Source organism: Microbacterium paludicola (assembly GCF_015235415.1).
Taxonomy (GTDB): Bacteria; Actinomycetota; Actinomycetes; order Actinomycetales; family Microbacteriaceae; genus Microbacterium; species Microbacterium paludicola.
Genome location: NZ_JADGLL010000004.1, coordinates 120162 through 143931, shown reverse-complemented (window position 1 = coordinate 143931; position 23770 = coordinate 120162). Strand labels below are relative to the sequence as shown.

Genomic DNA, 23770 nt, shown 5'->3' with positions numbered 1-23770 from the left:
GGTGCTGCTGATCGGCGACCCCTGGCTCGCGACGAGTTATGGTTTCGCCCTGTCGGTCGTCGCCACCGGGTCGCTGCTGCTGCTCGCACGTCCCATCGCGCGCGGCCTCTCGCGGTGGCTCCCGCTGCCGCTCGCCGCCGCCCTGAGCGTGCCACTGGCCGCGCAGCTCGCCTGCGGGCCGGTGCTGGTGCTGCTGGCGCCCGAGGTTCCGCTCTACGGCGTCGTGGCGAACCTGCTCGCCGGTCCCGCAGCGCCGATCGTGACGATCGTCGGCCTGGCGGCGTGCCTCGCCGCGCCCATCCCCGTGCTCGCCGATGGTCTGGCGGCGATCGCGTGGATCCCGTCGGCGTGGATCGCCGCCACCGCTCAGACCTTCGCAGCCATGCCGGGCGGGCAGCTCGCCTGGGTGCCAGGCCTCGGCGGAGCGCTCCTGCTCGCGCTGCTGGGCGCCGCCGCGGGCGTGATGATCGCCCGCGCCGGGCGGGACGGCGTCGTCGACCGGCATCTGCGTGCGGCCGCGGCGACCCTGCTGGCGGTGGCCGCGGGCGTCTCCACCGGCACCAGCGCGCTGAGCGGCGTTGTCGCGGGGCCTCTCACCGTGCCGCGCGACTGGGCGATCGCGGCGTGCGAGGTGGGGCAGGGGGATGGGCTCGTCCTGCGGTCGGGCGGCGCGGTGGCTGTCGTCGACATGGGGCCCGACCCCGAGCCCCTTGCCGCCTGCCTGTCGCGACTCGGCATCGACCGCGTCGATCTGCTCGTGCTCAGCCACTTCGACATCGACCACGTCGGCGGGCCCGCGGCGCTGCGCGATCGGGTGACGACGGTGCTGCCCGGCCCCCTCGGCGGCCCCGAGGACGAGTGGGCCCTTGACGGGCTCGGCGCCGCGCAGCGCGTCCAGGCGACCGTCGGGATGACGGGGGTGCTCGGTGAATCCCGCTGGACGGTGCTCTGGCCTCGTGCCGAGTCGCGGGCGTTCGAGCCCGGCAACGACTCCAGCGTCGTCATCGAGATCGAAGGGCCCGACCTGCCGCGCACCATCCTGCTGGGCGATCTCGGCACTTCAGCGCAGGCGGCGATGCTCGGCACCGCGCGGATCGCGGGCCCGTATCAGGTCGTGAAGGTCGCGCACCACGGCAGCGCGGATCAGCTCGCGGCGCTGTACGAGGAGGTCGACGCGAGCGTGGGGCTCATCACGGTCGGCGCCGACAACGACTACGGGCACCCGCGCGATGAGATCCTCAACACGCTCACCGCGCTCGGCACGGTGGTCGGGCGCACCGATCGCGAGGGACTCATCCTCGTCTCCCCGACGCCGGACGGCGTGTCCGTCTGGCGCGAGCGGCCGCCGTGACCCGAGCCGCACGGCGTCGCGTCGGTGGCCGCCGGTAGGCTGGCTGCATGGCTCCCGCACCCGCTTCGAAGTCTCCGGCGCGCGGGGCCAAGGCATCCATCCCGCAGCTGTCGTGGCGCAGCCCGCGCCCCGCGCCGATCGTCCTCGTGTCGGGCCCCGAGGAGGTGTGCGCCGAGCGCGCGATCGCCGGTGTGCGCGATTACCTGAAGGCCGAGGATCCGGCGCTCGAGATCGCCGACATCCGTGCCGACGACTACACGGCGGGCACGCTGCTCGCCGTCTCGGCCCCCTCGCTGTTCGGCGAGCCCCGTCTCGTGCGCGTCTCCGGAGTGGAGAAGTGCAGCGACGCGTTCCTCACCGAGGCGCTCGCGTACATCGAGCACCCGCAGGAGGGTGCGACCGTCGTCCTGCGCCACACGGGCGCGACAGTGCGCGGCAAGAAGCTGCTCGACGCGATCCGCGCCGGCGTCGGCGGGGGAGCGGAAGTGCCGTGTCCCGCCGTCAAGCGCGATGCCGACCGGCACGACTTCGCCGCCGGTGAGTTCAAAGCGGCGGGACGCCGGATCGCACCCCGCGCGCTGCAGGCGCTGCTGTCCGCATTCGCCGACGACCTCACCGAGCTCGCCGCCGCGTGCCAGCAGCTGATCTCGGACGTCGACGGCGACATCACCGAGGACATCGTCACGCGCTACTACGGAGGGCGCGTCGAGACCAACGCGTTCGCGGTGGCCGACACGGCTATCGCCGGCCGCTACGGCGAGGCGCTCGTCGGGCTGCGCCACGCCCTCGCCTCCGGTGCCGATCCCGTGCCGATCGTGGCGGCGTTCGCGATGAAGCTGCGCACGATGGCGAAGGTCGCCGGATCGCGCGAGCCGGCCCGCGCCCTCGCGGCGCGCCTCGGGATGAAGGACTGGCAGGTGGATCGCGCCCGCCGCGACCTGCAGGCAGGCTGGACGCAGGCGACGCTCGGCCTCGCGATCCAGGCTGCGGCGCGTGCCGACGCCGAGGTCAAGGGCGCGTCGCGCGATCCGGTGTTCGCGCTCGAGCGGATGATCTCCGTCATCGCCACCCGCCGCCCGTTCGGGGAGTGAGCAGCGGGCGGTCCTCGGCCCGGTAGCCGCAAAGCAAAGAACCCGCCCCCAGCGGGGACGGGTTCTTCGAGAAGAGTCAGCTCAGAGCGAGGCGACCTTGGACGCGAGAGCCGACTTGCGGTTCGCGGCCTGGTTCTTGTGGATGACGCCCTTGCTGGCGGCCTTGTCGAGCTTCTTGGCGGCCTTGACGAACGCGGCCTCGGCGGCGGCCTTGTCGCCGGAGGCGATGGCGTCGCGGGTGCGGCGGACGAAGGACTTCAGCTCGCTCTTGACGGCCTTGTTGCGCTCGCGCGCCTTCTCGTTGGTCTTGATGCGCTTGATCTGCGACTTGATGTTTGCCACGTGTCGAAAGACTTTCGTTCAGAGGTTGTGCGGACGATGTCGATTGACAGTAGAGGGATGTCGCTCGACGGGTGTGGGGTGGGACCCACACGCAAGCCAAGGACCAAGTCTAGCAGGTCAGGTGCTGCCCGCCGCGCTCGCGGACGCCCTGTCCGCGCGCGCCTCCACGGTGGCGATCGCCAGATCCAGCACGAGGTTGAATACCGCGGGCCGCATGGCGGTGACCAGGTGCGTCGTCCGGGGCACCACGATGAGCTCGGAGCCAGGCACCATGCTCGCGAAGACCTTCTCGTGCAGCCGCAGCTGATCCCACTGGCCGTTCACGAACCACACCGGCACACGGATGCGCCGCAGCGCCGCCGCCAGATCGAGCACGGAGAGGCTGCGCAGCGCCGCGTCCTGCGCGGCGAAGGCGTAGCCGCCCGCGCCGAAGTCGGTGCGTGTGTCGTCGGGAAGCGTGGCCCGTAGCATCGCCCGCGTCAGGATCAGCCCGCGACCGGGCAGCGCGTTGAAGCCACGCATCAGAGTCCGGTACGCGCGCAGCCCGAGCCCGCGCGGGATGGCGGTTGCCGACGCCGCGACGAGACCGGCGACAGGCGGTGGATCCGCCGCGCCGACGTACTCGGTCGCGACGAGCCCGCCCATCGAGTGGCCGACGAGCAGGACGGGGCCGATCGCGGCGGCGGAGCGCACCGCGGCGTCGATCGCAGCCATCGCGCCCTCGAGCGTGAAGGTCTCATCGATGCGGGTGCCGTGCCCGGGCAGATCGATCGCGTGCGCTCCGACGCCGCGTTGCTCGAGGTGCGCGACCTGGGTGCGCCACATCGTCGCGGACGTGCGGATGCCGTGCACGAGGACGACTTGCACCGACATGCACCCACGCTACCGAAACGACTTCGGGGCCGGTGGCCTCAGCCACCGACCCCGAAGCGGATCGATCAGTTCAGTCAGACGGGCGAATTACTCCGCCGCGCCCTTCTCCCAGCCGACGTTCTCGACCGGCGACAGGCCGAACAGGTCGAGACCCGTGTAGGTCTCCGGCGTGAGGTTCGCCAGGCCCTCCGAGGCCATCGAGATCCAGGGGCCCATGTACAGCGGCAGGATGCCCCACGTCTCGGCGATGATCTCGGCCTCGAGCGCGAGACCCGCCTCGGTCTGCTCCTCGGCGGTCGGCAGGGCCGACACCTCGTTCTTGATGCGCTCGTCGATCTCCGGCGTGCCGGTGGCCGACAGGTTCAGGCCGCTGTCCGAGCAGTACAGCTGACACATGTACGCCACGCCGTACGGGTCACTCGACGAGAAGCCGAGCAGAACGAGATCCCAGTCCTTCGTCGTCAGGACGGTCGAGAAGTCGCTCGCCGGGCGAACGTCGATCTCGACCTGGACGCCGATCTCGGCGAGCTGCGACTGGATGACCTGGGCGCGCGCCTGCGTGATCGGGTCGTCGCCGAAGATCGGGAGGCGGCCGGCGAGCTGGACGCCGTCCTTCTCGCGGACGTCGCCGTTCAGCGTCCATCCGGCCTCGTCCAGGATCGCGTTCGCGTCCTCGACGTTGAACTCGTACCCGGCCTCGGAAAGGGCGTCGACGTAGCCCTCCTGGAACGGGAACAGGTTCAGCGAGCCGACGGGCTCCTCGGTGTAACCGAGGCCGTCCCAGACGACCTCCTTGATCTGCTCGCGGTCGATCGCCTTGAACATCGCCTCGCGGACCTCGAGATCGGCGAACTGCTCGCGCTCGGCGTTGATCTGAAGCAGGTTCGTGGCCGTGCGCTGGGCGCGGTAGGTGACCGCACCCTCGACGTCCTTGAGCTGCTCGAGGTTGTCGGCCGAGAGGTTGTCGACGTAGTTCGTCTCGCCGTTCTGGAAGGCGTTGACGGCTGCGACCGGCTCGAGCACGCGGAACGTGACCTTGTCGAGCAGCGGCTCGTCGCCCCACCAGTTCTCGTTCGGCACGAACGAGATGGTCCCGCCGTTCTTGTCGAACTCCTCGATCTTGTAGGGGCCGGCACCCCAGTCGGCGTTCGGCTCCTCGAGGTAGCCCTCGTTGAAGAGCTCGGGGCTGTTCACAGCGGGGTGCAGCGGGTGCCAGAACAGGCCCTGCCACCAGGGGTAGACCTGCGAGAACGTGACGACGGCCTGGTACTCGTCGTCGCCCTGCTCGACCGACTCGATCAGCGAGTAGCCATCGGTCGAGTTGGGGAGGTAGCCCTCCTCGGACGAGCGGTTCGCCTCCCACGTGACCTTGTACGACTCCCACGTGAACGGCGTGCCGTCGTTGAACTTCGCCTCGGGGTTGATCGTGAACGTCACGACCGTCTTGCCGTCGACCTCCTCGGCCTCCCAGCCGGTGAGGTAGTTGGGGTTGGCCGATGCCTCGCCCTCGGGAGACATCAGGATCGTCTGGGGGTTGTACCACTCCCAGATCGTCGCCGTGTCGACCGAGCCGTCCGAGTGGTTCACGTTCATCTGCGGGGTGATCTCGGAGATCGGGAAGACCACCTCGCCGCCCTGCTCGAGGTTCTCGCGCGGCTGCGGGTTGTAGTCCGCCCCCTCGATCGTCTGCGGCGCCTCTTCGCCGGCTCCGTCGTTGCCGTTGCCGTTGCCGCCGCCGGCGCAGCCGGCGAGGGTCAGAGCGAGCGCGCCGCCAGTGGCGACGACGCCCAGCAGCTTGTGCTGCAGCTTCATTCTGGTGCTCCTTTCGACGCCCGGTGGGCGTCACTGGAATGGTGGGGACTGTTGAGTTGTGAGTCGGGCAGTGTGGGACGTCAGCGGTAGTGGCAGGCGTTCACGTGGACCCCCTCGCGACCGGTGAGAGGCGGAACCTCTGTCTCGCACCGGGTTCGCTCCGCGTCTCCGAGCGTCTTGTACAGCGGGCAGCGGCTGACGAACGGGCAGCCCTTCGGCTGCTCGGTCGGGCTCGGCAGATCGCCCGTGAGCACGATGCGCTCGCGGGTCCGTTCCTTCTGAGGATCGGGAACGGGGATCGCCGACAGCAGCGCCTGCGTGTACGGATGCTGCGGGTTGTCGAACACCTCATCCACGTCGCCGTGCTCGACGAAGCTTCCGAGGTACATCACCGCGACACGATCGGCGATGTGACGCACGACCGACAGGTCGTGCGCGACGAACAGATACGAGAGCCCGAGTCTGACCTTGAGCTCGTCGAGAAGATTGATGACGCCCGCCTGGATGGAGACGTCGAGCGCCGACACCGGCTCGTCCAGCACGACGACCTTGGGATTCGTCGCGAGCGCACGCGCGATGCCGATGCGCTGTCGCTGACCGCCCGAGAAGGCGGTGGGGAACCGGTCGCTGTGCGCCGGGTTCAGGCCCACGAGGTCCATGAGCTCGTCGACACGCGACTCGATGCGGCTCTTCGGCTCGCCGATGGTGCGCAGCGGCTCGGCGATGATATCGAAGACCGTCATGCGGGGGTCGAGTGCGCCCATCGGATCCTGGAAGACGATCTGGATGTCGCGGCGCAGATCGCGCTCGGCGCGGCCCGACTTCACATCGGCGACGCTGACGCCGTTGATGCGGATGTCGCCGTCCTGCTGGGCGGCGAGGTCCATGATCTGCAGCAGCGTCGTCGTCTTGCCGGAGCCCGACTCGCCGACGATCGCCATGCACTCGCCCTCGCGGACGTCGAAGGAGACGTTCTTGACGGCATGCACGTCGCCGATCCTGCGCTTGAAGAAGGCTCCGCGCGTGAGCGGGAACGTCTTCGAGAGGTTCTCGACCTCGAGTGTGGCCGGACGCTCCTCGCGGGGCGTGCGCACGAGCTCGGAGGTGGGGATCTCCGGCACGGGGTAGACGGGGTGGCCGTCGATGAAGCCGGCGCGGATCTCCTCTGCCCGGATGCATGCCGCCCGGTGGTCCTCCTTGCCGCCGACGGGGAGCAGCTCGGGCTCCTTCCTGCGACACGCGTCCACGGCGATCGGGCACCGGTCGGCGAACGGGCAGGCGTCGGGCAGATTCACGAGCAGCGGCGGGTTGCCTTTGATCGGCACCAGCGGCTGCTTCTCGGCCTTGTCCACGCGCGGGATCGCGCCCAGCAGACCGATCGAGTACGGCATGCGGGTGTCGGCGAACAGCTCGTCGACGGGGGACTGCTCGATGGGCTTGCCTGCGTACATCACGAGCACGTCGTCGGCGATGTTGGCGACGACACCCATGTCGTGAGTGATCATGATCACCGCGGCTCCGGTCTCGCGCTGCGCGGTCTTGATCAGCTCGAGGATCTGCGCCTGGATCGTCACGTCGAGGGCCGTTGTCGGCTCATCCGCGATGATCAGCTTCGGGCGGTTCGCCATCGCGATCGCGATGACGACGCGCTGACGCATTCCGCCGGAGAACTCGTGCGGGAACGCCTTCAGGCGGTTCTCGGGGTTCGGGATCCCCACGAGGCGCAGCAGCTCGATGGCGCGCGCCGTCGCCGCCTGGCGCGACATGCGACCGTCGTGCACGGTGAGGGCCTCGATGATCTGGTCGCCGATCGTGAAGACGGGCGTCAGCGAGGTCAGCGGGTCCTGGAAGATCATGGCGATGCCGTTGCCGCGCAGCTTCGACAGCTGGGCGTCGCTCTTGCCGAGCAGCTCCTCGCCGTCGAACTGGATCGATCCGCCGATGCGCGCATTGTCGTCGAGCAGGCCCATGACGGCGAGCGACGTCACCGACTTGCCGGATCCGGACTCGCCGACGATGCCGAGAGTGCGCCCGGGGAGCAGGTCGAAGGAGACGCCGCGCACGGCGTCGACGCGACCGGCCTCCGACGGGAAGCTCACGGTGAGGTCCCGGACGGTCAGCACCGGCTTGGACGTGGCGCTCGGGAGTGTGGTGTCTGCGATTGTCATGCGCGGCCTCCCGCCGCCGAGGTCGGGTCGAGCGCGTCGCGCAGGCCGTCGGCGACGAGCGCCATCGAGACGGTCAGCAGCGTCAGGGCGCCGGCCGGGAAATAAAACAGCCACGGTGCGCTCGAGACGCTGTTCGCGCCGATGCCGATCAGCGAGCCGAGCGAGACGTCCGGCAGCTTCACGCCGAAGCCGATGAACGACAGGCCGGTCTCGGTCAGCACGGCCGTGACCACGCCGAGCGTGAAGTTGATCACGAGCAGCGACCCGATGTTCGGCAGCATGTGGCGCAGCACGATCGTGAAGCCCTTGACGCCCATGTAGCGCGCCGCCTGCACGTACTCGCGCTCGCGGATGGACAGCGACAGGGTCCAGATCACCCGGGCGGAGAAGAACCAGCCCGTGAGGATCATGACGAGCGAGATCACGCGCCAGTCGCCGCCGGCGTCGTTCGAGATCATCGCGAGGATCAGGAACGTCGGCGTGACCATGAGGAAGTGGATGATGAGCAGCGTGACGCGCTCGACCGTGCCGCGGAAGTACGCGGCCGCCGCGCCGATCACGGCCGACAGGACGGTCGTGCCGATCGAGACGACCAGGGCGATCATGAGCGACCGCTGCAGGCCCACGACGACCATCGCGTACACGTCGTTGCCCGAGCCGTTGGTGCCGAACCAGTGCTCGGCGCTGGGCGGGTCGCTGAGCGACAGGAAGTCGAGCTCGATGTGGTCGTACTGCTGGAACAGCGGCCCGATGACCGCGAACAGCACGAGCACGGCGAAGATGACCAGGCCGACGAGGGCGCCGCGGTTGCGCGCGAAGCGGCGGCCGTAGAGCTCCCACTTCGACATGCGCTTGCGGCCCGGCGCGCGCAGCTCGGTGTTGGACGGCGGCGGGTTGTCGCCGTGCTCGAGGGGATCGATCAGACTGTTCGTCACGCTCATGTCAGCTCACCCGCACTCGAGGATCGAGGACCACGACGGCGACATCGGAGAGCACCGCGCCGACCGCCGTGAACACGGCGCTAAAGGCCGCGACGGCGACGACACCGTGAATGTCGTTGTTCGTGATCGTGTCGAGGAAGTACTTGCCCATGCCCTCCCACGCGAAGATCCGCTCGGTCAGGATCGCGCCGGTGAAGATCGCGGGGATCGAGAACGCCACCTGGGTCGCGACGGGGATCAGCGAGGTGCGGAGAGCGTGCCGGCGGACGGCCTGCGACTTCGTCAGGCCCTTCGCCCGTGCCATGCGCACGTAGTCGGTCTTGATGTTGTCCAGAAGCAGCGAGCGCTGCAGGAAGTGGTACTGCGCGTACCCCGTGAGCACGAGCGCGAGCGTGGGAAGAACGAGATGCTGCAGCGTGTCGAGGAGCACGGGGAAGAAACCACTGACCCCGAGCGACGCGGCTCCGGTCACGTAGAAGATGCGGGTGCCGACCGCGTCGTTGAGGGCGATCGCCAGCAGCACGATGGCGAGCGCACCGACGACGACGGGGATGTTCATCGTGACGATCGAGACGCCCTGCCAGACGCGATCCGCGGTCTTGTACTGACGCGAGGCGGTGTACACGCCGAGGCCGATGCCGACGAGCGTCAGCAGGATCGTCGCGCCGAGCATCAGCTCGGCGGATACCCACATGCGGTAGGCGACCTGCTCGTTGACCGACTGGCCGACGGGGCTGACGCCCCAGTCCCACCGGAAGACGATGCTGCTGAACCAGCCCCACCAGCGCTCGATGAGCGGGATCTTGTCGTCGAGATTGCGCGGGCGCAGCAGACCGACGATCTGCTCTTCGGTCAGGGGAGGGCGGCGGCCGACGTAGTTCGCGCGAGGGTCGAGATAACCCCAGGCGAGGAAGTACGTCAGATTGGTCACCGCCACGATCATCAGCAGCCAGCCCGCAGTGCGGCGCAGCATAAAACGGATCAAGGCGTAGGACTTCTTTCGTAACAGACGTTGACGGGGACTCTACCCCGCGGCTGCGCCCTCACCATCGAAGGCGCTCACCGGTGCGAAAAGCGTTACCTATCTGTGCTCTCGCCGTGAAAAACATGCAACACAAGCGCTATCGCCGTGCAACCTGCATGGTGCACGCAGGCGCGTGTGTATCGCAAGTGGGCGTTCTGCCCCGTGGGAGAGGCGGGAAGGGGAAGGGGGAGGGGGACCGTAGAATCGAACGGACATGTCACCCCGCGCCTCTACTCCGCTCGAGCCTGCCGCGACGCCCCCCGAGCGCATCCGCAACTTCTGCATCATCGCCCACATCGACCACGGCAAGTCCACCCTGGCCGACCGCATGCTGCAGATCACCGGCGTGGTCTCCGACCGCGATATGCGCGCGCAGTACCTCGACCGGATGGACATCGAGCGCGAGCGCGGCATCACGATCAAGTCGCAGGCGGTGCGCATGCCGTGGACCCTTCGGCAGGCTCAGGGACCGGACGTGACGGTCGCACTGAACATGATCGACACCCCGGGTCACGTCGACTTCACCTACGAGGTCTCGCGCTCGCTCGCCGCGTGCGAGGGCGCCATCCTGCTCGTCGACGCGGCGCAGGGCATCGAGGCCCAGACGCTCGCGAACCTGTACCTCGCGCTCGAGAACGACCTGACGATCATCCCGGTGCTGAACAAGATCGACCTTCCCGCGGCCGATCCGGATCGCTTCGCCAAGGAGCTCGCCGACCTGATCGGCGGCAGCCCCGACGACGTGCTGCGTGTGTCCGGCAAGACCGGGCAGGGCGTCGAGGAGCTGCTCGACCGCCTCGTGCGCGAGATCCCGGCCCCGAAGGGCGACGCGGATGCGCCGGCCCGCGCGATGATCTTCGACTCCGTGTACGACGCGTACCGCGGCGTCATCACCTACGTGCGAATGATCGACGGATCGCTGTCGCCGCGCGAGCGCGTGCAGATGATGTCGACCAAGGCGACGCACGAGCTTCTCGAGATCGGCGTGTCTGCACCCGAGCCGGTGCCGTCGAAGGGCCTCGGCGTGGGCGAGGTGGGCTACCTCATCACGGGCGTGAAGGACGTGCGCCAGTCGAAGGTCGGCGACACCGTCACGAACGCACGTACGCCCGCGAGCGACGCGCTGGCCGGCTACGTCGACCCCAAGCCGATGGTGTACTCGGGTCTGTATCCGATCGATGCGAGCGACTACCCGGATCTGCGCGACGCCCTCGACAAGCTGAAGCTGTCGGATGCCTCGCTCGCGTACGAGCCCGAGACCTCGGTCGCGCTGGGCTTCGGCTTCCGCTGCGGGTTCCTCGGCCTGCTTCACCTCGAGATCATCACCGAGCGGCTCGAGCGCGAGTTCGGCCTCGACCTGATCACCACCGCTCCGAGCGTGATCTACGAGGTCACGACCGAGACGGGCGAGACGATCGTCGTGACCAACCCGAGCGAGTACCCCGACGGCAAGATCAACGCCGTCACCGAGCCCATCGTGAAGGCGTCGATCCTCGCGCCGAAGGACTACGTCGGCACGATCATGGACCTCTGCCAGACGCGTCGCGGCACGCTGCTCGGCATGGACTACCTCTCGGAGGAGCGCGTCGAGCTGAAGTACACGATGCCGCTCGGCGAGATCGTGTTCGACTTCTTCGACCAGCTCAAGAGCCGCACGCAGGGCTACGCGAGCCTCGACTACGAGCCCGCCGGCCGGCAGGAGGCCGACCTGGTGAAGGTCGACATCCTGTTGCAGGGCGACCGCGTCGACGCGTTCAGCGCGATCGTCCACCGCGAGAAGGCCTACGCCTACGGCACGACGATGACCGAGCGCCTGCGCAAGCTGATCCCTCGCCAGCAGTTCGAGGTGCCGATCCAGGCGGCGATCGGCGCGCGGATCATCGCGCGCGAGAACATCCGCGCGATGCGCAAGGACGTGCTCGCCAAGTGCTACGGCGGTGACATCAGCCGCAAGCGCAAGCTGCTCGAGAAGCAGAAGGAGGGCAAGAAGCGCATGAAGACCATCGGTCGCGTCGAGGTGCCCCAGAACGCGTTCATCGCGGCGCTGTCGGGCGACGTCGAGGCGAAGGCCAAGTAGCCGCTCAGGCTCGGCACGTAGGGTGGATCACATGCGTCGCGGCACCTTCCAGGACGAGACGGTCGACTATGCGGCCGTCGGCGCCACCCAGGCGAACGACCTGCTCCAGTACCCGCCGGAGCACAGCATCCCGGCCGCGGATTCGTGGCGCATCGGCAGTGGCGAGGAGCGTTTCCGCACGGCGGGCGACGCCCTGCTGTCGTGGGGTGCGCTGAAGGGCGCGGGCCTGAAGGTGACGGACGTGCGCCCGGCGCCGGGACCGGCCTATTCGGGAGTGAGCTTCGACGGCGAGGGCAACCCGGTGGCTCCCTCCAAGCTCGAGAGCGACCAGCGCTACGACGCCGAGGGCACTCCGTATGCGGGCCCCGGAACGACGCTTCGCGTGCACGGCCGCGTCAACGGGATGCGCGCCGACGCCGAGCTGCGGGTCATCTTCGTGATCGAGGAGGCGCGCCGCGTCGGCTTCGCCCTCGGCACCGTCGGCGGATCCATGGTCAGCGGCGAGGAGTCGTTCATGGTCGAGTGGCGCGACAACGACGAGGTGTGGTTCACCGTGAAGGCCTTCGACCGCGGCGTGGGGCTGCTGTACCGGATGTTCAAGGGCTTCGTCCGCCGTCGCCGCCGGGCGCTGTTCGCCGGGTACCTGCGCGCGATCTCCCCGCTGTTCGCCACGCCGGGTTCGTGACGGGCCGCTGATGGCCGGCCCGCTGCCCCTCGGCGATCCGGCCCCGGCCGACGGACGCCTGCCCGACGGGATCCTGATCGATCCGGATGTCGACTTCGGCGTGTATCTGCACGTGCCGTTCTGCCGCGTGCGCTGCGGCTACTGCGACTTCAACACGTACACGTCGAGCGAGCTGCGCGGGGCGCGCCAGGACGAGTACGCCGACACGCTGCTGCGCGAGATCGCGCTCGGCCGCGAGGTGCTGGCGGACGCGGGCGAGCTGCGCCCGGCGCGCACCGTGTTCTTCGGCGGCGGCACGCCGACGCTGCTGCCCGCGGGCGATCTGGGGCGGATGCTCGACGGCGTGCGCGACGCGTTCGGCCTCGCGGACGGTGCCGAGGTCACGGTGGAGGCGAACCCCGACACGGTGACACCCGCCGTCGTGCGCGAGCTCGCGGCATCCGGTGTGAACCGCATGTCGATCGGGATGCAGTCGTCGGTGCCGCATGTGCTCGCGGCGCTCGATCGCACGCACACGCCGTCGAACGTGCGCACGGCGGTGGACGCCGCGCGGGACGCGGGGCTGGATGTCAGCGTCGACCTCATCTACGGCGCGCCGGGGGAGACCCTCGCCGACTGGGAGGCCTCGCTGGACGCCGCCCTCGCGCTCGAGTCCGACCACATCTCGGCCTACGCGCTGATCATCGAGGACGGCACGAAGCTCGCCCGCCAGATCAAACGCGGTGAGGTGCCCGTGCCGGACGACGATCTGCAGGCCGACATGTACGAGCTCGCGGACGCCAAGCTCGGCGCCGCAGGCTTCGAGTGGTACGAGGTCAGCAACTGGGCACGTAACGAGCGCCACCGCTCGCGGCACAACCTCGCATATTGGCGCAGCTCCGACTGGTGGGGGTTCGGCCCGGGCGCCCACAGCCACGTGGGCGGCCTGCGCTGGTGGAACGTGAAGCATCCCGCCGCGTACGCCCAGCGCCTGGCGCTCGGCGAGTCGCCCGCGGCCGGACGGGAGACGCCGGATGCCGATGCCCGCGCGCTCGAGCGCGTGCTGCTCGAGAGCCGGATCCGCGAGGGGCTCGCCATCGAGTCCCTGGGTGCTGATGCTCGGCGCAATGTCGCCGGTCTCGTGGCCGACGGTCTCGTGGATGGCGCGGCGGCCATCCGCGGCCGCGTCGTGCTCACCCTGCGCGGACGCCTCCTCGCCGACGCGGTCGTGCGTGCGCTCACGGAGTGATTGCACCCTCTCGCGGCCACGTCCGCGTACGGCTACTTCGGAGATGCCGCGTACTCCGGACGGCACCGGGCGGATCCATCCGGAGAAGTCGACATCTCCGGAGAAGTCGTCGGCGCCTCGCGGAGCCGGGTCGTTTCGACTCGCCTCGCCTGCTCAGCGACGCGACGCCGAACCTCGCTAGAATTGGCACTCAGAACGAGTGAGTGCCAAGCGCGACGGGAGGTGCCCATGGTCACGGACCGCGGACTGCAGGTCCTGCGCGCGATCGTGCAGGACTACGTCGACACGCACGAACCTGTCGGCAGCAAGTCGATCGTCGAACGCCACGCCTTCGGGGTGTCGGCGGCGACCATCCGCAACGACATGGCGCTGCTCGAGGACGAGGAGCTGATCACCGCTCCGCACACCTCGTCCGGCCGGGTGCCCACCGACAAGGGCTACCGGGTCTTCGTCGACCACCTTGCCGAGCTGCGGCCGCTCTCCACGGCGCAGCGCGCGGCGATCTCGACCTTCCTGCAGGATCCGGCCGACCTCGATGACCTGCTTGCGCGAACCGTGCGCCTGCTCACGCAGCTCACCGGCCAGGTCGCACTCGTCCAGTACCCGTCGTTCGCCTCGGCGAACGTGACCCACGTCGAACTCGTGCGGCTGGACGAGTTCCGGATGCTCGTCATCATCGTGACCGACACCGGCCGCGTGTCGCAGCGGCTGACGGCGACCCCGAGCGGCGTCGACGAGCAGGATGTGGCGCTGCTTCGCGCGCAGCTCGCCTCGCTCATCACCGGACGCTCCGTGCGATCCGGCTCCGAGCGGATCGAGGAGCTGCGCGCATCGGCGCCCGCCGACCGGTCGCGGCTCGACGAGGCGCTCCTCACGATCGCCGCCGTCGCCGGGGAGGAGCTCGACGAGTTCCGGCAGGATCGCCTCGTGATGGCGGGGGCGGCGACGCTCGCCAAGCGCGAGCAGGACTTCCGCGGCAGCATCCATCCGCTGCTCCAGGCGATCGAGGAGCAGGTCACCCTGCTGCGGCTGATGTCGGAGATGGCGGCGGATGAGAAGGGCCTGTCGGCGAGCATCGGACGCGAGAACGACTCGTTCGGGCTGACGGAGGCCTCCGTCATCGCCAGCGACTACGACGCCGGCGTGGGCCGGGCACGTGTGGGGCTGATGGGTCCGACGCGGATGGATTACCCGAGCAACCTGGCGGCGGCTCGCGCCGTGGCGCGGTACCTCACCAGGCTGCTCGACGAGGACGAGAACCGCCGGTAAGCGGCATCGATCAACCGGGATCGCCCGAGCGCGATCCATCGAAAGTGCGGGGCCGCGCGGGTGCGCGACCCCCGAGAGGCGGACTGTGGCTGACCACTACGAGGTGCTCGGAGTGTCGCGCGAGGCGAGCTCCGACGAGATCAAGAAGGCCTATCGCAAGCTGGCGCGCCAGCTTCACCCCGACGTGAATCCCAGCGAGGACGCGGCCGAGAAGTTCAAGCTCGTCACCCACGCCTACGAGGTGCTGAGCGACGACGAGAAGCGCCGCCGCTACGACATGGGCGGCGAGGACAGCATGTTCGGCGGGGCGGGCGGCTTCGGCGGCTTCAGCGACATCTTCGAGACCTTCTTCGGCGCGGGTGGCGGCGGCCGCGGCGGTCGCCCGCGCTCCCGCCGCGAGCGGGGCCAGGATGCGCTCGTGCGCGTCACGCTCGAGCTCGGCGACGTCGTCTTCGGCGCCCACCGCGACCTCGAGGTCGACACGGCCGTGCTGTGCGAGACGTGCAACGGCTCGTGCTGCCAGCCGGGCACCGGCCCCGAGCGCTGCGAGATCTGCGGCGGCTCCGGTCACGTGCAGCGCCAGGTGCGCAGCCTGCTCGGCAACGTCGTCACCTCCCAGCCCTGCGGCGCATGCCAGGGGTACGGCACGACGATCCCTCACCCGTGCCCGACGTGCGGCGGTCAGGGCCGCGTGCGCTCGCGCCGCACCGTGTCGGTCGACATCCCCGCCGGCGTCGAGTCGGGCCTGCGGCTGCAGCTTCCCGGCTCGGGCGAGGTCGGTCCCGCGGGCGGCCCGAACGGCGACCTCTACATCGAGGTGCAGGTCACGCCGCACCCGGTGTTCAGCCGCGACGGCGACGACCTGCTCGCGACGCTCGAGGTCTCGATGACCGATGCGATCCTTGGCTCGACCACGACGATCGAGGCGCTCGACGGGCCCGTCGACCTCGAACTGCGCCCCGGCGTGCAGGGCGGCGACGTGCTGACCATCAAGGACCGCGGCATCACCGGGCTGCGTTCGGGCCAGCGCGGCGATCTGCGGGTCGGCGTGCACGTGGTCACCCCGACGCGGCTCGACGCCAAGGAGCGCGCGCTGGTCGAGGAGCTCGCGAAGCGCACAAAGGCGCCGGCGCCGCGACTGGCGGAGTTCCACCAGGGGCTGTTCTCGAAGCTGCGCGACCGCTTCCGGCAGGGCTGATCCGATGGCCCTTCACTTCATCGACGAGACGGCCGGCGCCGTCGCGCCGGGCGACACGCTGACGCTCGCGGGAGCGGAGGCCCACCATGCCGCCGCGGTGCGCCGCGTGCGCGTGGGCGAGGCGGTCACGGTGACAGACGGCCGGGGAGCCTGGCTGGAGGGCGAGTGCGAGAGCGTCGCCCCGCGCGAGGTGGTCGTCCGGATCGTCGCGCGCCGTGACGAGGACGCGCCGAGCCCGCGCATCGCGCTGGCCCAGGCGCTGGCGAAGGGCGACCGGGACGAGCTCGCGGTGCAGGCGGCGACCGAGCTGGGTGTCGACGAGATCGTGCCGTGGCAGGCGTCGCGCTCCGTCTCGCGCTGGGAGGGGCCGAAGGCCGAGAAGGGCCGCACCCGCTGGGCGACCATCGTGCGCGAGGCCGCGAAGCAGGCGCACCGCGCCTGGCTTCCCGAGGTCACGCCGATCGCCACGACGGCCGCTCTCGCCGCGCGGGGCGACCGCATCCTCGTGCTCGAGCCGACGGCGGAAGTGCGGCTGAGCGCGGTCGACCTTGCGGACGCGGGGTCCATCCTGCTCGTCGTGGGCCCGGAGGGCGGCATCGCGCCCGAGGAGCTCGCCCGTCTCGAGGAGGCCGGCGCGACCCGTGTGCGCCTGGGTGACACGGTGCTGCGCACCTCGACCGCGGGGCCCGCCGCTCTCGCGCTCGTGAACGCGCGCCTCGGCCGCTGGTGACCTCCGCCTTCGGTCGTTGAGCGACGAGCGAAGCGAGGAGTCGAAACGGTCTGGACCTTGCGGCGGCGTCGGCGGACCGGGGTGTGTGCTCGACGACCGGCGGCGGGGCCCCGCGCATAGACTGGACGACATGGCTGAACCCTCGATCTTCACCCGCATCCTGCAGGGAGACATCCCCGGCGAGATCGTCGCCGAGACCGAGCGCGTGTTCGCCATCAGGGACATCGCCCCGCAGGCGCCGGTGCACCTGCTCGTGATCCCCAAGACGCAGGAGTACCGCGACGTCACCGAGCTCGCCGCCGGGGATGCGACGCTCCTCGCCGAGATGATCGCCCTGGCCAAGCGCCTCGGCCGCGAGCACGCCGACGACGGCGACTTCCGTCTCATCTTCAACACCGGCGCCGGCGCCGGGCAGACCGTCTTCCACGTCCACGCGCATCTGCTCGCGGGCGGCCTTGGAGAGAAGAGCCTCGTCGGTGAGTGACGCGAACCGCGACGACATCGTCACCGACACCGTGACGGCCGACGGCGTGGCGATGGTGCAGCTGCTCGGCCCGCAGGACCGCCTGCTGCGCATGGTCGAGAAGGCCCATCCGCGCGTGGACGTCCACGTCCGCGGCAACGAGATCACCCTGCGCGGAGAGGCCGCCGAGGTGCGCGCCGCGCGCACACTCGTCGACGAGCTGCTGCACATGACAAAGGCCGGCCACGCGCTCGGTGAGGCCGACGTGCAGAGCTCTGCCCGGATGCTGCGCGACGAGTCGGGCCCGCGACCCAGCGAGGTCATGGGCGAGGCGATCCTGTCGAGCCGAGGCAAGACGATCCGGCCCAAGACCGTGGGGCAGAAGGAGTACGTCGACGCGATCGACGAGAACACCATCGTGTTCGGGATCGGTCCCGCCGGAACCGGCAAGACCTACCTCGCCATGGCCAAGGCGGTGCAATCGCTGCAGCGTCGCGAGGTCGACCGGATCATCCTGACCCGGCCCGCCGTGGAGGCGGGGGAGCGGCTCGGCTTCCTTCCCGGCACGCTGACCGACAAGATCGACCCGTACCTGCGCCCGCTGTACGACGCGCTCAACGAGATGATGGATCCCGAGCTCGTCCCGAAGCTGATGGCGACCGGCACGATCGAGGTCGCCCCGCTCGCCTACATGCGCGGTCGCACGCTCAACAACTCGTTCGTCGTGCTCGACGAGGCGCAGAACACCACGCCCGAGCAGATGAAGATGTTCCTGACCCGTCTCGGCTTCGGCACGAAGATGGTCGTCACGGGCGACATCACCCAGGTCGACCTGCCGCAGGGCGCGTCCGGCCTGCGGCTCGTGACGCGCGTGCTCGACAGGATCGACGACATCCACTTCTCGCGCCTGACGAGCGACGACGTCGTGCGCCACTCGCTGGTCGGCCGCATCGTCGACGCGTACAGCGAGTACGACGAGCGCCGCCTCGCCGCCCGGCACGAGCGCGACGAGGCGAGCGAGTTCGCCAACCGCGCCGAGCGCCGTGCCGCCACTGCGCGCCCCACCGGTCCGCGTGACCGCATGCCCAAGCGAGGACGATCGTGATCGACATCAACAACGAGTCCGCCGTCGAGATCGACGAGTCGGTGCTGCTGCGCCTCACGCAGCACAACCTGGCGGCGCTGAACGTGTCGCCGGACGCCGACGTGGCGATCGTGCTCGTCGACGAGGGCGCGATGGAGCAGCTGCACCTGCAGTGGATGGACGAGCCAGGCCCGACCGATGTGCTGAGCTTCCCGATGGATGAGCTCCGCCCCGGGACCGAGGACCAGCCGACCCCTCCCGGGCTGCTGGGTGACATCGTGCTGTGCCCGCAGGTCGCGGAGTCGCAGGCGGAGACGGCCGGTCACTCCACGATGGACGAGCTCATCCTGCTCACCACACACGGCCTGCTTCACCTTCTCGGCTACGACCACGCGGAGCCCGAGGAGGAGCGCGAGATGTTCGGCCTGCAGCGCGAGCTCATCGCCGCGTTCGCCGCGGCGGAGCGCCGCCGGTCGGCGTGAGTACTGACGGATGACAGACCTCCCCGCGGATCTCCTGACCCCCGTCGCCTCGCTGCTGCTCGTCGGCGGGCTGCTGTTCGTGCTGTTCGCCGGCCTCATGTCGGCGATCGACGCGGCGCTGTCCGTGACGTCCCGCGGCGACCTCGTCGACCTCGCGTCTGAGGGTCGCAGCGCGAAGGCCCTGGCGCGCATCGCGGCCGATCCGGATCGCCACGCGGGCGTGATCGTGTTCGTGCGCGTGTTCGCCGAGACCGCGGCCGCGGTGCTGGTGACGGCGGCGTTCACGCTCATCCTGAACAGCATCTGGTGGGCCCTGCTCGTCACGGCGCTGCTGATGACGGGCGTGTCGTTCGTCGCCGTGGCGTCGATCCCCGCCACCTTCGGGCGCCGCTACGCGTCGACCCTGCTGCCGTTCACGGCCTCCCTCGTGCGCGCGGTCCTCATCGTTCTCGGCCCGCTGTCGAGCCTTCTCGCCGCCTTCGGAAACCGCCTGACTCCCGGCGGTGGCCGCCGCAGCTTCGAGTCGGAGGAGCAGCTGCTCAGCATCGTCGACGAGGCCGCGTCGCACGCCCTCATCGAGGCGGACGACCGGGCACTCATCCACTCGGTCTTCGACTTCACCGACCAGGTCGTCCGCGCCGTCATGGTGCCGCGCACCGAGATGGTGACCGTCGAGGCCGACGCCACGATCCACGAGGCGATGCGCCTGTTCCTCGACCGCGGGATCTCCCGCATGCCCGTCGTGGACGGGGAGGTCGACGACATCATCGGCGTGCTGTACCTGAAGGACGTCGTGCAGTTCGGCTTCCGCGATGCCGCGGGGCTCCGCGACTCGGGGCTGTGGCGCGACGCCGGCATCCGCGGGATCGCGCGCCCCGCCGTGTTCGTTCCCGAGCAGATGCGCGCGGAGACGCTGCTGCAGCAGATGAAGCGCGACGCCGTGCACGTCTGCCTCGTGGTGGACGAGTACGGCGGGATCGCCGGGCTCGTCACCCTCGAGGACCTCATCGAGGAGCTCGTGGGCGAGATCGCCGACGAGTACGACGTGCCCTCGAAGGAGATCGTCGAGCTTGCAGGCGGCCGCTATCGCGTGAGCTCGCGACTGTCGCTGGACGAGGTCGGCGACCTGTTCGGCGTCGAGCTGGAGGACGAGGACGTCGACTCGATCGGCGGCCTGATGGCCAAGACCCTCGGACGTGTGCCCCAGCCGGGCGACGTGGCAGAGGTGGCCGGGATCGTGATCACCGGCGGAACGTCGCGGGGACGCGGCCGCGGCATCGCGACGGTGTTCGTCGAGCGCGGAGAGGCGCTGCGGACGATCGAGGAGTACAGGGAGAGAGACGATGACTGAGTCACCGCGATCCGGGTTCGTGACGTTCGTGGGGCGGCCGAACGTCGGCAAGTCCACCCTGATGAACGCGCTGGTGGGCGAGAAGGTCGCCATCACGAGCGAGAAGCCGCAGACAACGCGACGCGCGATCCGGGGCATCCTGAACCGGCCGGCCGGTCAGCTCGTCGTCGTCGACACGCCGGGCATCCACAAGCCGCGGACCCTTCTCGGCCAGCGCCTGAACGACCTCGTCGAGCAGGTGCTGGGCGACGTGGACGTCATCGCGTTCTGCGCTCCGGCGCCCGAGAAGGTCGGCCCCGGCGACCGCCGCATCGCCGAGTCGCTCGACGGCTACCCGCGCGCCAAGAAGGTCGCGATCGTGACGAAGACGGATGCCGCCTCGTCCGACCAGATCATGGAGCGTCTCCTCGAGGTCAACGCGCTGCGCGAGGACTGGGCCGCGGTCATCCCGCTGTCCTCTCTCACCGGCGACCAGCTGGAGGTGCTGAGCGACGAGCTGCTCGCCCTGATGCCCGAGGGCCCGCCGCTCTACGAGGAGGGCGTCGTCACCGATGAGACCCTCGAGGACCGGATCGCCGAGATCATCCGCGAGGCGGCGCTCGAGGGCGTGCGCGACGAGCTTCCGCACTCGATCGCCGTGACGCTCGATGAGATCTCCCTGCGCGAGGACCGGGACGACCTGACCGATGTGCACGCGAGCGTCGTCGTCGAGCGCGACAGCCAGAAGGCGATCATCATCGGCCACAAGGGCTCGCGTCTGCGCGACGTCGGCGCCCGCGCCCGCGCCCAGATCGAGACGCTCGTCGGCACGAAGGTGTTCCTGAAGCTCCACGTGCGCGTGGCGAAGGAGTGGCAGCGCGACCCCAAGCAGCTGGGTCGCCTGGGATTCTGATCGGTCGAGCCTGAGCGCGGGAGAGCGCGCCTGAGTCGAAACAATCGCCGGGGCGCTCGACCGCCCCGAATGCGGGAGCGCCCCGGCGAAACTCAGGAGACGGGCTGCAGGAGCGTCGTGACGATCACGACGTCGTCACCGAACTCGGCGTCGGCGGCATCCTGATAGGTGCCGTCGTCCCACAGCACCTGCACATGCACGTACCCGTTCTCGACGTAGGCGACCTGCACCTCGTCGCCCAGGCGATCCGTCACGGTCTGCTGGATCTCCGCGAGCGTCGCCTCGTCGGTCTTCCCCGGTGCGCCGCCGGTCGGGTCCTCGGGTGCCATGGGGTCGTAGAGCGCGAGCGGGATCGGGGGAGCGGTGACCGTGATCCGCTCGCCGTCGAAGCCGCCCGTGACGGCGTAGGTGCCCCACGTGCGGCCCTCGGCCGACTCCTCGCCGTCGGCGGCGGCCCAGTCCCAGCCCTCGAGCGGGATGCCCGAGCACTGCGGCGGGTAGATCATCGTCATGGGGCCCGTGCACAGCGAGATCTCGCCCGCGTCGTCCATCACGGTGCCCTGCGCGACGATGTCGCTCGTCGGCGGTGCCGGTCGGACGTCGCCCAGCTTCGGCGGCGGCGGAGCGGCCGCGGGGGCATCGGCGCGGGGCGTGGCGCACGCCGTCAGGGTGAGTGCGAGGACCGCGACGGCCGTCGCGCTGATGCGGCGAGTGGTGCTCATATCCAGGAGTGTCGCGCGGTTCCGGATCGTCTCAGATTGATCATCCTGCTCATCCACCGGCGATCCGCGGCCTTCGCGACCGCGCAATCTGCGTGTTAGCCTGCTTACATGCGCCTCGGTGGGCTTCTTCTCCTTAGCCGCCGCGACGAGACCTCGATCTAGGGCCTCCTCGTCGCGGAGATCGTCGTGGCCCGACACACAACGACGAAATCGAGAAGAAGCGACACCATGGAGAACACCCAGAAGCCCAGCGGCATGCCGGTGCACAAGTACCGCCCGTATCACGAGCAGATCGTCGTCGATCTGCCTGACCGAACCTGGCCGTCCAGGCGCATCGAGAAGGCGCCCCGCTGGTGCGCCGTCGACCTGCGCGACGGAAACCAGGCGCTCATCGATCCGATGAGCCCCGAGCGCAAGCGCGTGATGTTCGAGCTGCTCGTCGAGATGGGCTACAAGGAGATCGAGGTCGGGTTCCCCTCGGCGAGCCAGACCGACTTCGACTTCGTGCGCCAGCTGATCGAAGAGGATCTGATTCCGGACGACGTCACAATCCAGGTCCTGACGCAGGCCCGCGAGCACCTGATCGCCCGCACGTACGAGTCGATCAAGGGCGCCAAGCAGGCGATCGTGCACCTGTACAACTCGACGAGCGTGCTGCAGCGCGAGGTCGTCTTCCGCACCGACAAGCAGGGGATCATCGACATCGCGCTCGAGGGCGCCCGGCTGTGCCGCCAGTACGAGAAGACCGTGCCCGGGACCGCGGTGTACTACGAGTACTCGCCCGAGAGCTACACCGGCACCGAGCTCGAGTTCGCCGTCGACGTCTGCAACCAGGTGCTCGAGGTCTTCGAGCCGACACCCGAGCGCAAGGTCATCCTGAACCTGCCGGCGACCGTCGAGATGGCGACCCCGAATGTCTACGCCGACTCGATCGAGTGGATGGGCCGTCACCTCAACCACCGCGAGAACGTCATCATCTCGCTGCACCCGCACAACGACCGGGGAACTGCGGTCGCCGCCGCCGAGCTGGGATACATGGCGGGCGCCGACCGGATCGAGGGCTGCCTGTTCGGCAACGGCGAGCGCACCGGCAACGTCGATCTCGTCGCGTTGGGCGTGAACCTGTTCACGCAGGGGATCGACCCGCAGATCGACTTCAGCGACATCGACCACGTCAAGCGGACCGTCGAGTACTGCAACCAGCTGCCGGTTCCCGAGCGCAGCCCGTGGGCCGGCGACCTCGTGTTCACCGCGTTCAGCGGATCGCACCAGGATGCGATCAAGAAGGGCTTCGAGGCGATGGCCGCCAAGGCCGCCGCGCAGGGAGTCTCGGTCGACGACATCGAGTGGGGAGTGCCGTACCTCCCGATCGACCCGAAGGACCTCGGCCGCTCGTATGAGGCGGTCATCCGGGTCAACTCGCAGTCGGGCAAGGGCGGTGTCGCGTACCTGCTGAAGAGCGACCACTCGCTGGACCTGCCCCGCAAGCTGCAGATCGAGTTCTCCGGCGTTGTGCAGGCGAAGACCGACGCCGAGGGCGGCGAGGTCACGAGCGACCAGATCTGGGCGATCTTCCAGGACGAGTACCTGCCGTCGGCCCACGAGGACGGGCGCTGGGGCCGGTTCGAGCTGCTGGGCACGAGCACGCAGAGCAAGCTCGACGGCAACGTCGCGCTCGAGGTGGTGCTGCGCGACGGCGAGGAGCGCATCGAGGTCTCGGGTCACGGCAACGGCCCGATCGCCGCGTTCCTCACGGTGCTGCGCGAGCAGGGGATCGACGTCACGCTGTACGACTACGTCGAGCACACCCTCAGCGCATCCGGTGACGCCGAGGCCGCCGCGTACGTCGAGCTGCAGGTCGACGGCCAGCGACTCTGGGGCGTCGGCATCGACGGCGACATCTCGACCGCGTCGCTCAAGGCGATCGTGTCCGGGGTGAACCGCTCGATCCGGGCCCGTCAGCCCGAGCTGGTCGCGGCCGTCTGAC

The 23770-nt window shown here is 69.6% G+C and carries 21 protein-coding genes; 14 read left to right on the top strand and 7 right to left on the bottom strand.

The genetic code is table 11. From position 1 onward, the window contains the following. On the top strand, positions 1–1351 hold a 1351-nt coding region (locus tag IR155_RS03605), incomplete at its 5' end, for a ComEC/Rec2 family competence protein (protein WP_135113269.1). Positions 1352–1398: 47 nt separating this feature from the next. Beyond that, on the top strand, positions 1399–2442 hold the full coding sequence (holA, locus tag IR155_RS03600; protein WP_135113267.1) for a DNA polymerase III subunit delta: 1044 nt from the start codon (positions 1399–1401) through the stop codon (positions 2440–2442). Positions 2443–2523: 81 nt separating this feature from the next. Here holA and rpsT read toward each other — a convergent pair whose 3' ends face one another. The 6 genes from rpsT to IR155_RS03570 all read right to left on the bottom strand — a co-directional run bounded on the left by rpsT (position 2524) and on the right by IR155_RS03570 (position 9551). Beyond that, the gene (gene rpsT / locus IR155_RS03595) at positions 2524–2784 is read right to left on the bottom strand and encodes a 30S ribosomal protein S20 (protein WP_135113265.1); all 261 of its coding nucleotides are present in this window, start codon (positions 2782–2784) and stop codon (positions 2524–2526) included. A gap of 117 nt (positions 2785–2901) precedes the next feature. Then, a complete protein-coding gene (locus IR155_RS03590) occupies positions 2902–3657 on the bottom strand; it encodes an alpha/beta fold hydrolase (protein WP_135113263.1) in 756 nt (251 codons plus the stop codon). An 87-nt stretch (positions 3658–3744) separates the two neighbouring features. Further along, a complete protein-coding gene (locus IR155_RS03585) occupies positions 3745–5469 on the bottom strand; it encodes an ABC transporter family substrate-binding protein (RefSeq protein ID WP_135113261.1) in 1725 nt (574 codons plus the stop codon). A gap of 80 nt (positions 5470–5549) precedes the next feature. Beyond that, on the bottom strand, positions 5550–7637 hold the full coding sequence (locus tag IR155_RS03580; RefSeq protein ID WP_135113259.1) for an ABC transporter ATP-binding protein: 2088 nt from the start codon (positions 7635–7637) through the stop codon (positions 5550–5552). After that, on the bottom strand, positions 7634–8578 hold the full coding sequence (locus IR155_RS03575) for an ABC transporter permease (RefSeq protein ID WP_228066586.1): 945 nt from the start codon (positions 8576–8578) through the stop codon (positions 7634–7636). Before IR155_RS03575 ends, IR155_RS03580 begins: the two co-directional genes overlap by 4 nt. 1 nt (position 8579) lies before the next feature. Continuing rightward, a complete protein-coding gene (locus IR155_RS03570; RefSeq protein ID WP_228066585.1) occupies positions 8580–9551 on the bottom strand; it encodes an ABC transporter permease in 972 nt (323 codons plus the stop codon). 265 nt (positions 9552–9816) lie between these two features. On the opposite strand from IR155_RS03570, the gene lepA reads away from it, so the two are divergent. The 11 genes from lepA to era all read left to right on the top strand — a co-directional run bounded on the left by lepA (position 9817) and on the right by era (position 21061). Next, positions 9817–11679: a translation elongation factor 4 gene (lepA, locus tag IR155_RS03565; protein WP_135113255.1), complete on the top strand. Its 1863-nt coding sequence runs from the start codon at positions 9817–9819 to the stop codon at positions 11677–11679. Positions 11680–11710: 31 nt separating this feature from the next. Beyond that, positions 11711–12364, top strand: a complete 654-nt coding sequence (locus tag IR155_RS03560) for a DUF1990 family protein (RefSeq protein ID WP_135113253.1) — start codon at positions 11711–11713, stop codon at positions 12362–12364. 10 nt (positions 12365–12374) lie between these two features. Next, entirely contained in the window at positions 12375–13592 is a 1218-nt protein-coding gene (gene hemW, locus IR155_RS03555) for a radical SAM family heme chaperone HemW (protein ID WP_135113251.1), read from the top strand. 228 nt (positions 13593–13820) lie between these two features. Beyond that, a complete protein-coding gene (gene hrcA / locus IR155_RS03550; RefSeq protein WP_135113249.1) occupies positions 13821–14861 on the top strand; it encodes a heat-inducible transcriptional repressor HrcA in 1041 nt (346 codons plus the stop codon). Positions 14862–14946: 85 nt separating this feature from the next. Then, a complete protein-coding gene (dnaJ, locus tag IR155_RS03545) occupies positions 14947–16059 on the top strand; it encodes a molecular chaperone DnaJ (RefSeq protein WP_135113247.1) in 1113 nt (370 codons plus the stop codon). 4 nt (positions 16060–16063) lie between these two features. Further along, positions 16064–16789: a 16S rRNA (uracil(1498)-N(3))-methyltransferase gene (locus IR155_RS03540; RefSeq protein WP_135113245.1), complete on the top strand. Its 726-nt coding sequence runs from the start codon at positions 16064–16066 to the stop codon at positions 16787–16789. 130 nt (positions 16790–16919) lie between these two features. After that, complete coding sequence (locus tag IR155_RS03535; protein WP_135113243.1) at positions 16920–17273, top strand: HIT domain-containing protein; 354 nt, start codon at positions 16920–16922, stop codon at positions 17271–17273. Between the two features lie 52 nt (positions 17274–17325). After that, a complete protein-coding gene (locus IR155_RS03530; RefSeq protein ID WP_135113292.1) occupies positions 17326–18357 on the top strand; it encodes a PhoH family protein in 1032 nt (343 codons plus the stop codon). Then, entirely contained in the window at positions 18351–18818 is a 468-nt protein-coding gene (gene ybeY, locus IR155_RS03525; RefSeq protein WP_135113241.1) for an rRNA maturation RNase YbeY, read from the top strand. The genes IR155_RS03530 and ybeY overlap by 7 nt, the downstream gene beginning before the upstream one ends. Before the next feature lie 10 nt (positions 18819–18828). Continuing rightward, positions 18829–20169: a hemolysin family protein gene (locus IR155_RS03520; protein ID WP_135113239.1), complete on the top strand. Its 1341-nt coding sequence runs from the start codon at positions 18829–18831 to the stop codon at positions 20167–20169. Continuing rightward, positions 20162–21061, top strand: coding sequence for a GTPase Era (gene era / locus IR155_RS03515; protein ID WP_135113237.1), 900 nt, complete (start codon positions 20162–20164; stop codon positions 21059–21061). Before IR155_RS03520 ends, era begins: the two co-directional genes overlap by 8 nt. Positions 21062–21153: 92 nt before the next feature. Here era and IR155_RS03510 read toward each other — a convergent pair whose 3' ends face one another. Next, a complete protein-coding gene (locus IR155_RS03510) occupies positions 21154–21783 on the bottom strand; it encodes a hypothetical protein (protein WP_135113235.1) in 630 nt (209 codons plus the stop codon). 228 nt (positions 21784–22011) lie between these two features. Here IR155_RS03510 and leuA point away from each other — a divergent pair, with 228 nt between their 5' ends. After that, positions 22012–23769 carry a 2-isopropylmalate synthase gene (leuA, locus tag IR155_RS03505; RefSeq protein WP_135113233.1) on the top strand — a complete coding sequence of 586 codons (1758 nt, stop codon included), beginning with the start codon at positions 22012–22014 and terminating at the stop codon, positions 23767–23769. The last annotated feature ends 1 nt before the right edge of the window (position 23770 follow it).

Bases quoted from the DNA above. Each gene is read 5' to 3' on its own strand.
- holA (WP_135113267.1), top strand. From the start codon at position 1,399: ATGGCTCCCGCACCCGCTTCGAAGTCTCCGGCGCGCGGGGCCAAGGCA.
- IR155_RS03590 (WP_135113263.1), bottom strand. From the start codon at position 3,657: ATGTCGGTGCAAGTCGTCCTCGTGCACGGCATCCGCACGTCCGCGACG.
- IR155_RS03585 (WP_135113261.1), bottom strand. From the start codon at position 5,469: ATGAAGCTGCAGCACAAGCTGCTGGGCGTCGTCGCCACTGGCGGCGCG.
- IR155_RS03580 (WP_135113259.1), bottom strand. From the start codon at position 7,637: ATGACAATCGCAGACACCACACTCCCGAGCGCCACGTCCAAGCCGGTG.
- IR155_RS03575 (WP_228066586.1), bottom strand. From the start codon at position 8,578: ATGAGCGTGACGAACAGTCTGATCGATCCCCTCGAGCACGGCGACAAC.
- IR155_RS03570 (WP_228066585.1), bottom strand. From the start codon at position 9,551: ATGCTGCGCCGCACTGCGGGCTGGCTGCTGATGATCGTGGCGGTGACC.
- lepA (WP_135113255.1), top strand. From the start codon at position 9,817: ATGTCACCCCGCGCCTCTACTCCGCTCGAGCCTGCCGCGACGCCCCCC.
- IR155_RS03560 (WP_135113253.1), top strand. From the start codon at position 11,711: ATGCGTCGCGGCACCTTCCAGGACGAGACGGTCGACTATGCGGCCGTC.
- hemW (WP_135113251.1), top strand. From the start codon at position 12,375: ATGGCCGGCCCGCTGCCCCTCGGCGATCCGGCCCCGGCCGACGGACGC.
- hrcA (WP_135113249.1), top strand. From the start codon at position 13,821: ATGGTCACGGACCGCGGACTGCAGGTCCTGCGCGCGATCGTGCAGGAC.
- IR155_RS03540 (WP_135113245.1), top strand. From the start codon at position 16,064: ATGGCCCTTCACTTCATCGACGAGACGGCCGGCGCCGTCGCGCCGGGC.
- IR155_RS03535 (WP_135113243.1), top strand. From the start codon at position 16,920: ATGGCTGAACCCTCGATCTTCACCCGCATCCTGCAGGGAGACATCCCC.
- IR155_RS03530 (WP_135113292.1), top strand. From the start codon at position 17,326: ATGGTGCAGCTGCTCGGCCCGCAGGACCGCCTGCTGCGCATGGTCGAG.
- IR155_RS03520 (WP_135113239.1), top strand. From the start codon at position 18,829: ATGACAGACCTCCCCGCGGATCTCCTGACCCCCGTCGCCTCGCTGCTG.
- era (WP_135113237.1), top strand. From the start codon at position 20,162: ATGACTGAGTCACCGCGATCCGGGTTCGTGACGTTCGTGGGGCGGCCG.
- IR155_RS03510 (WP_135113235.1), bottom strand. From the start codon at position 21,783: ATGAGCACCACTCGCCGCATCAGCGCGACGGCCGTCGCGGTCCTCGCA.
- leuA (WP_135113233.1), top strand. From the start codon at position 22,012: ATGGAGAACACCCAGAAGCCCAGCGGCATGCCGGTGCACAAGTACCGC.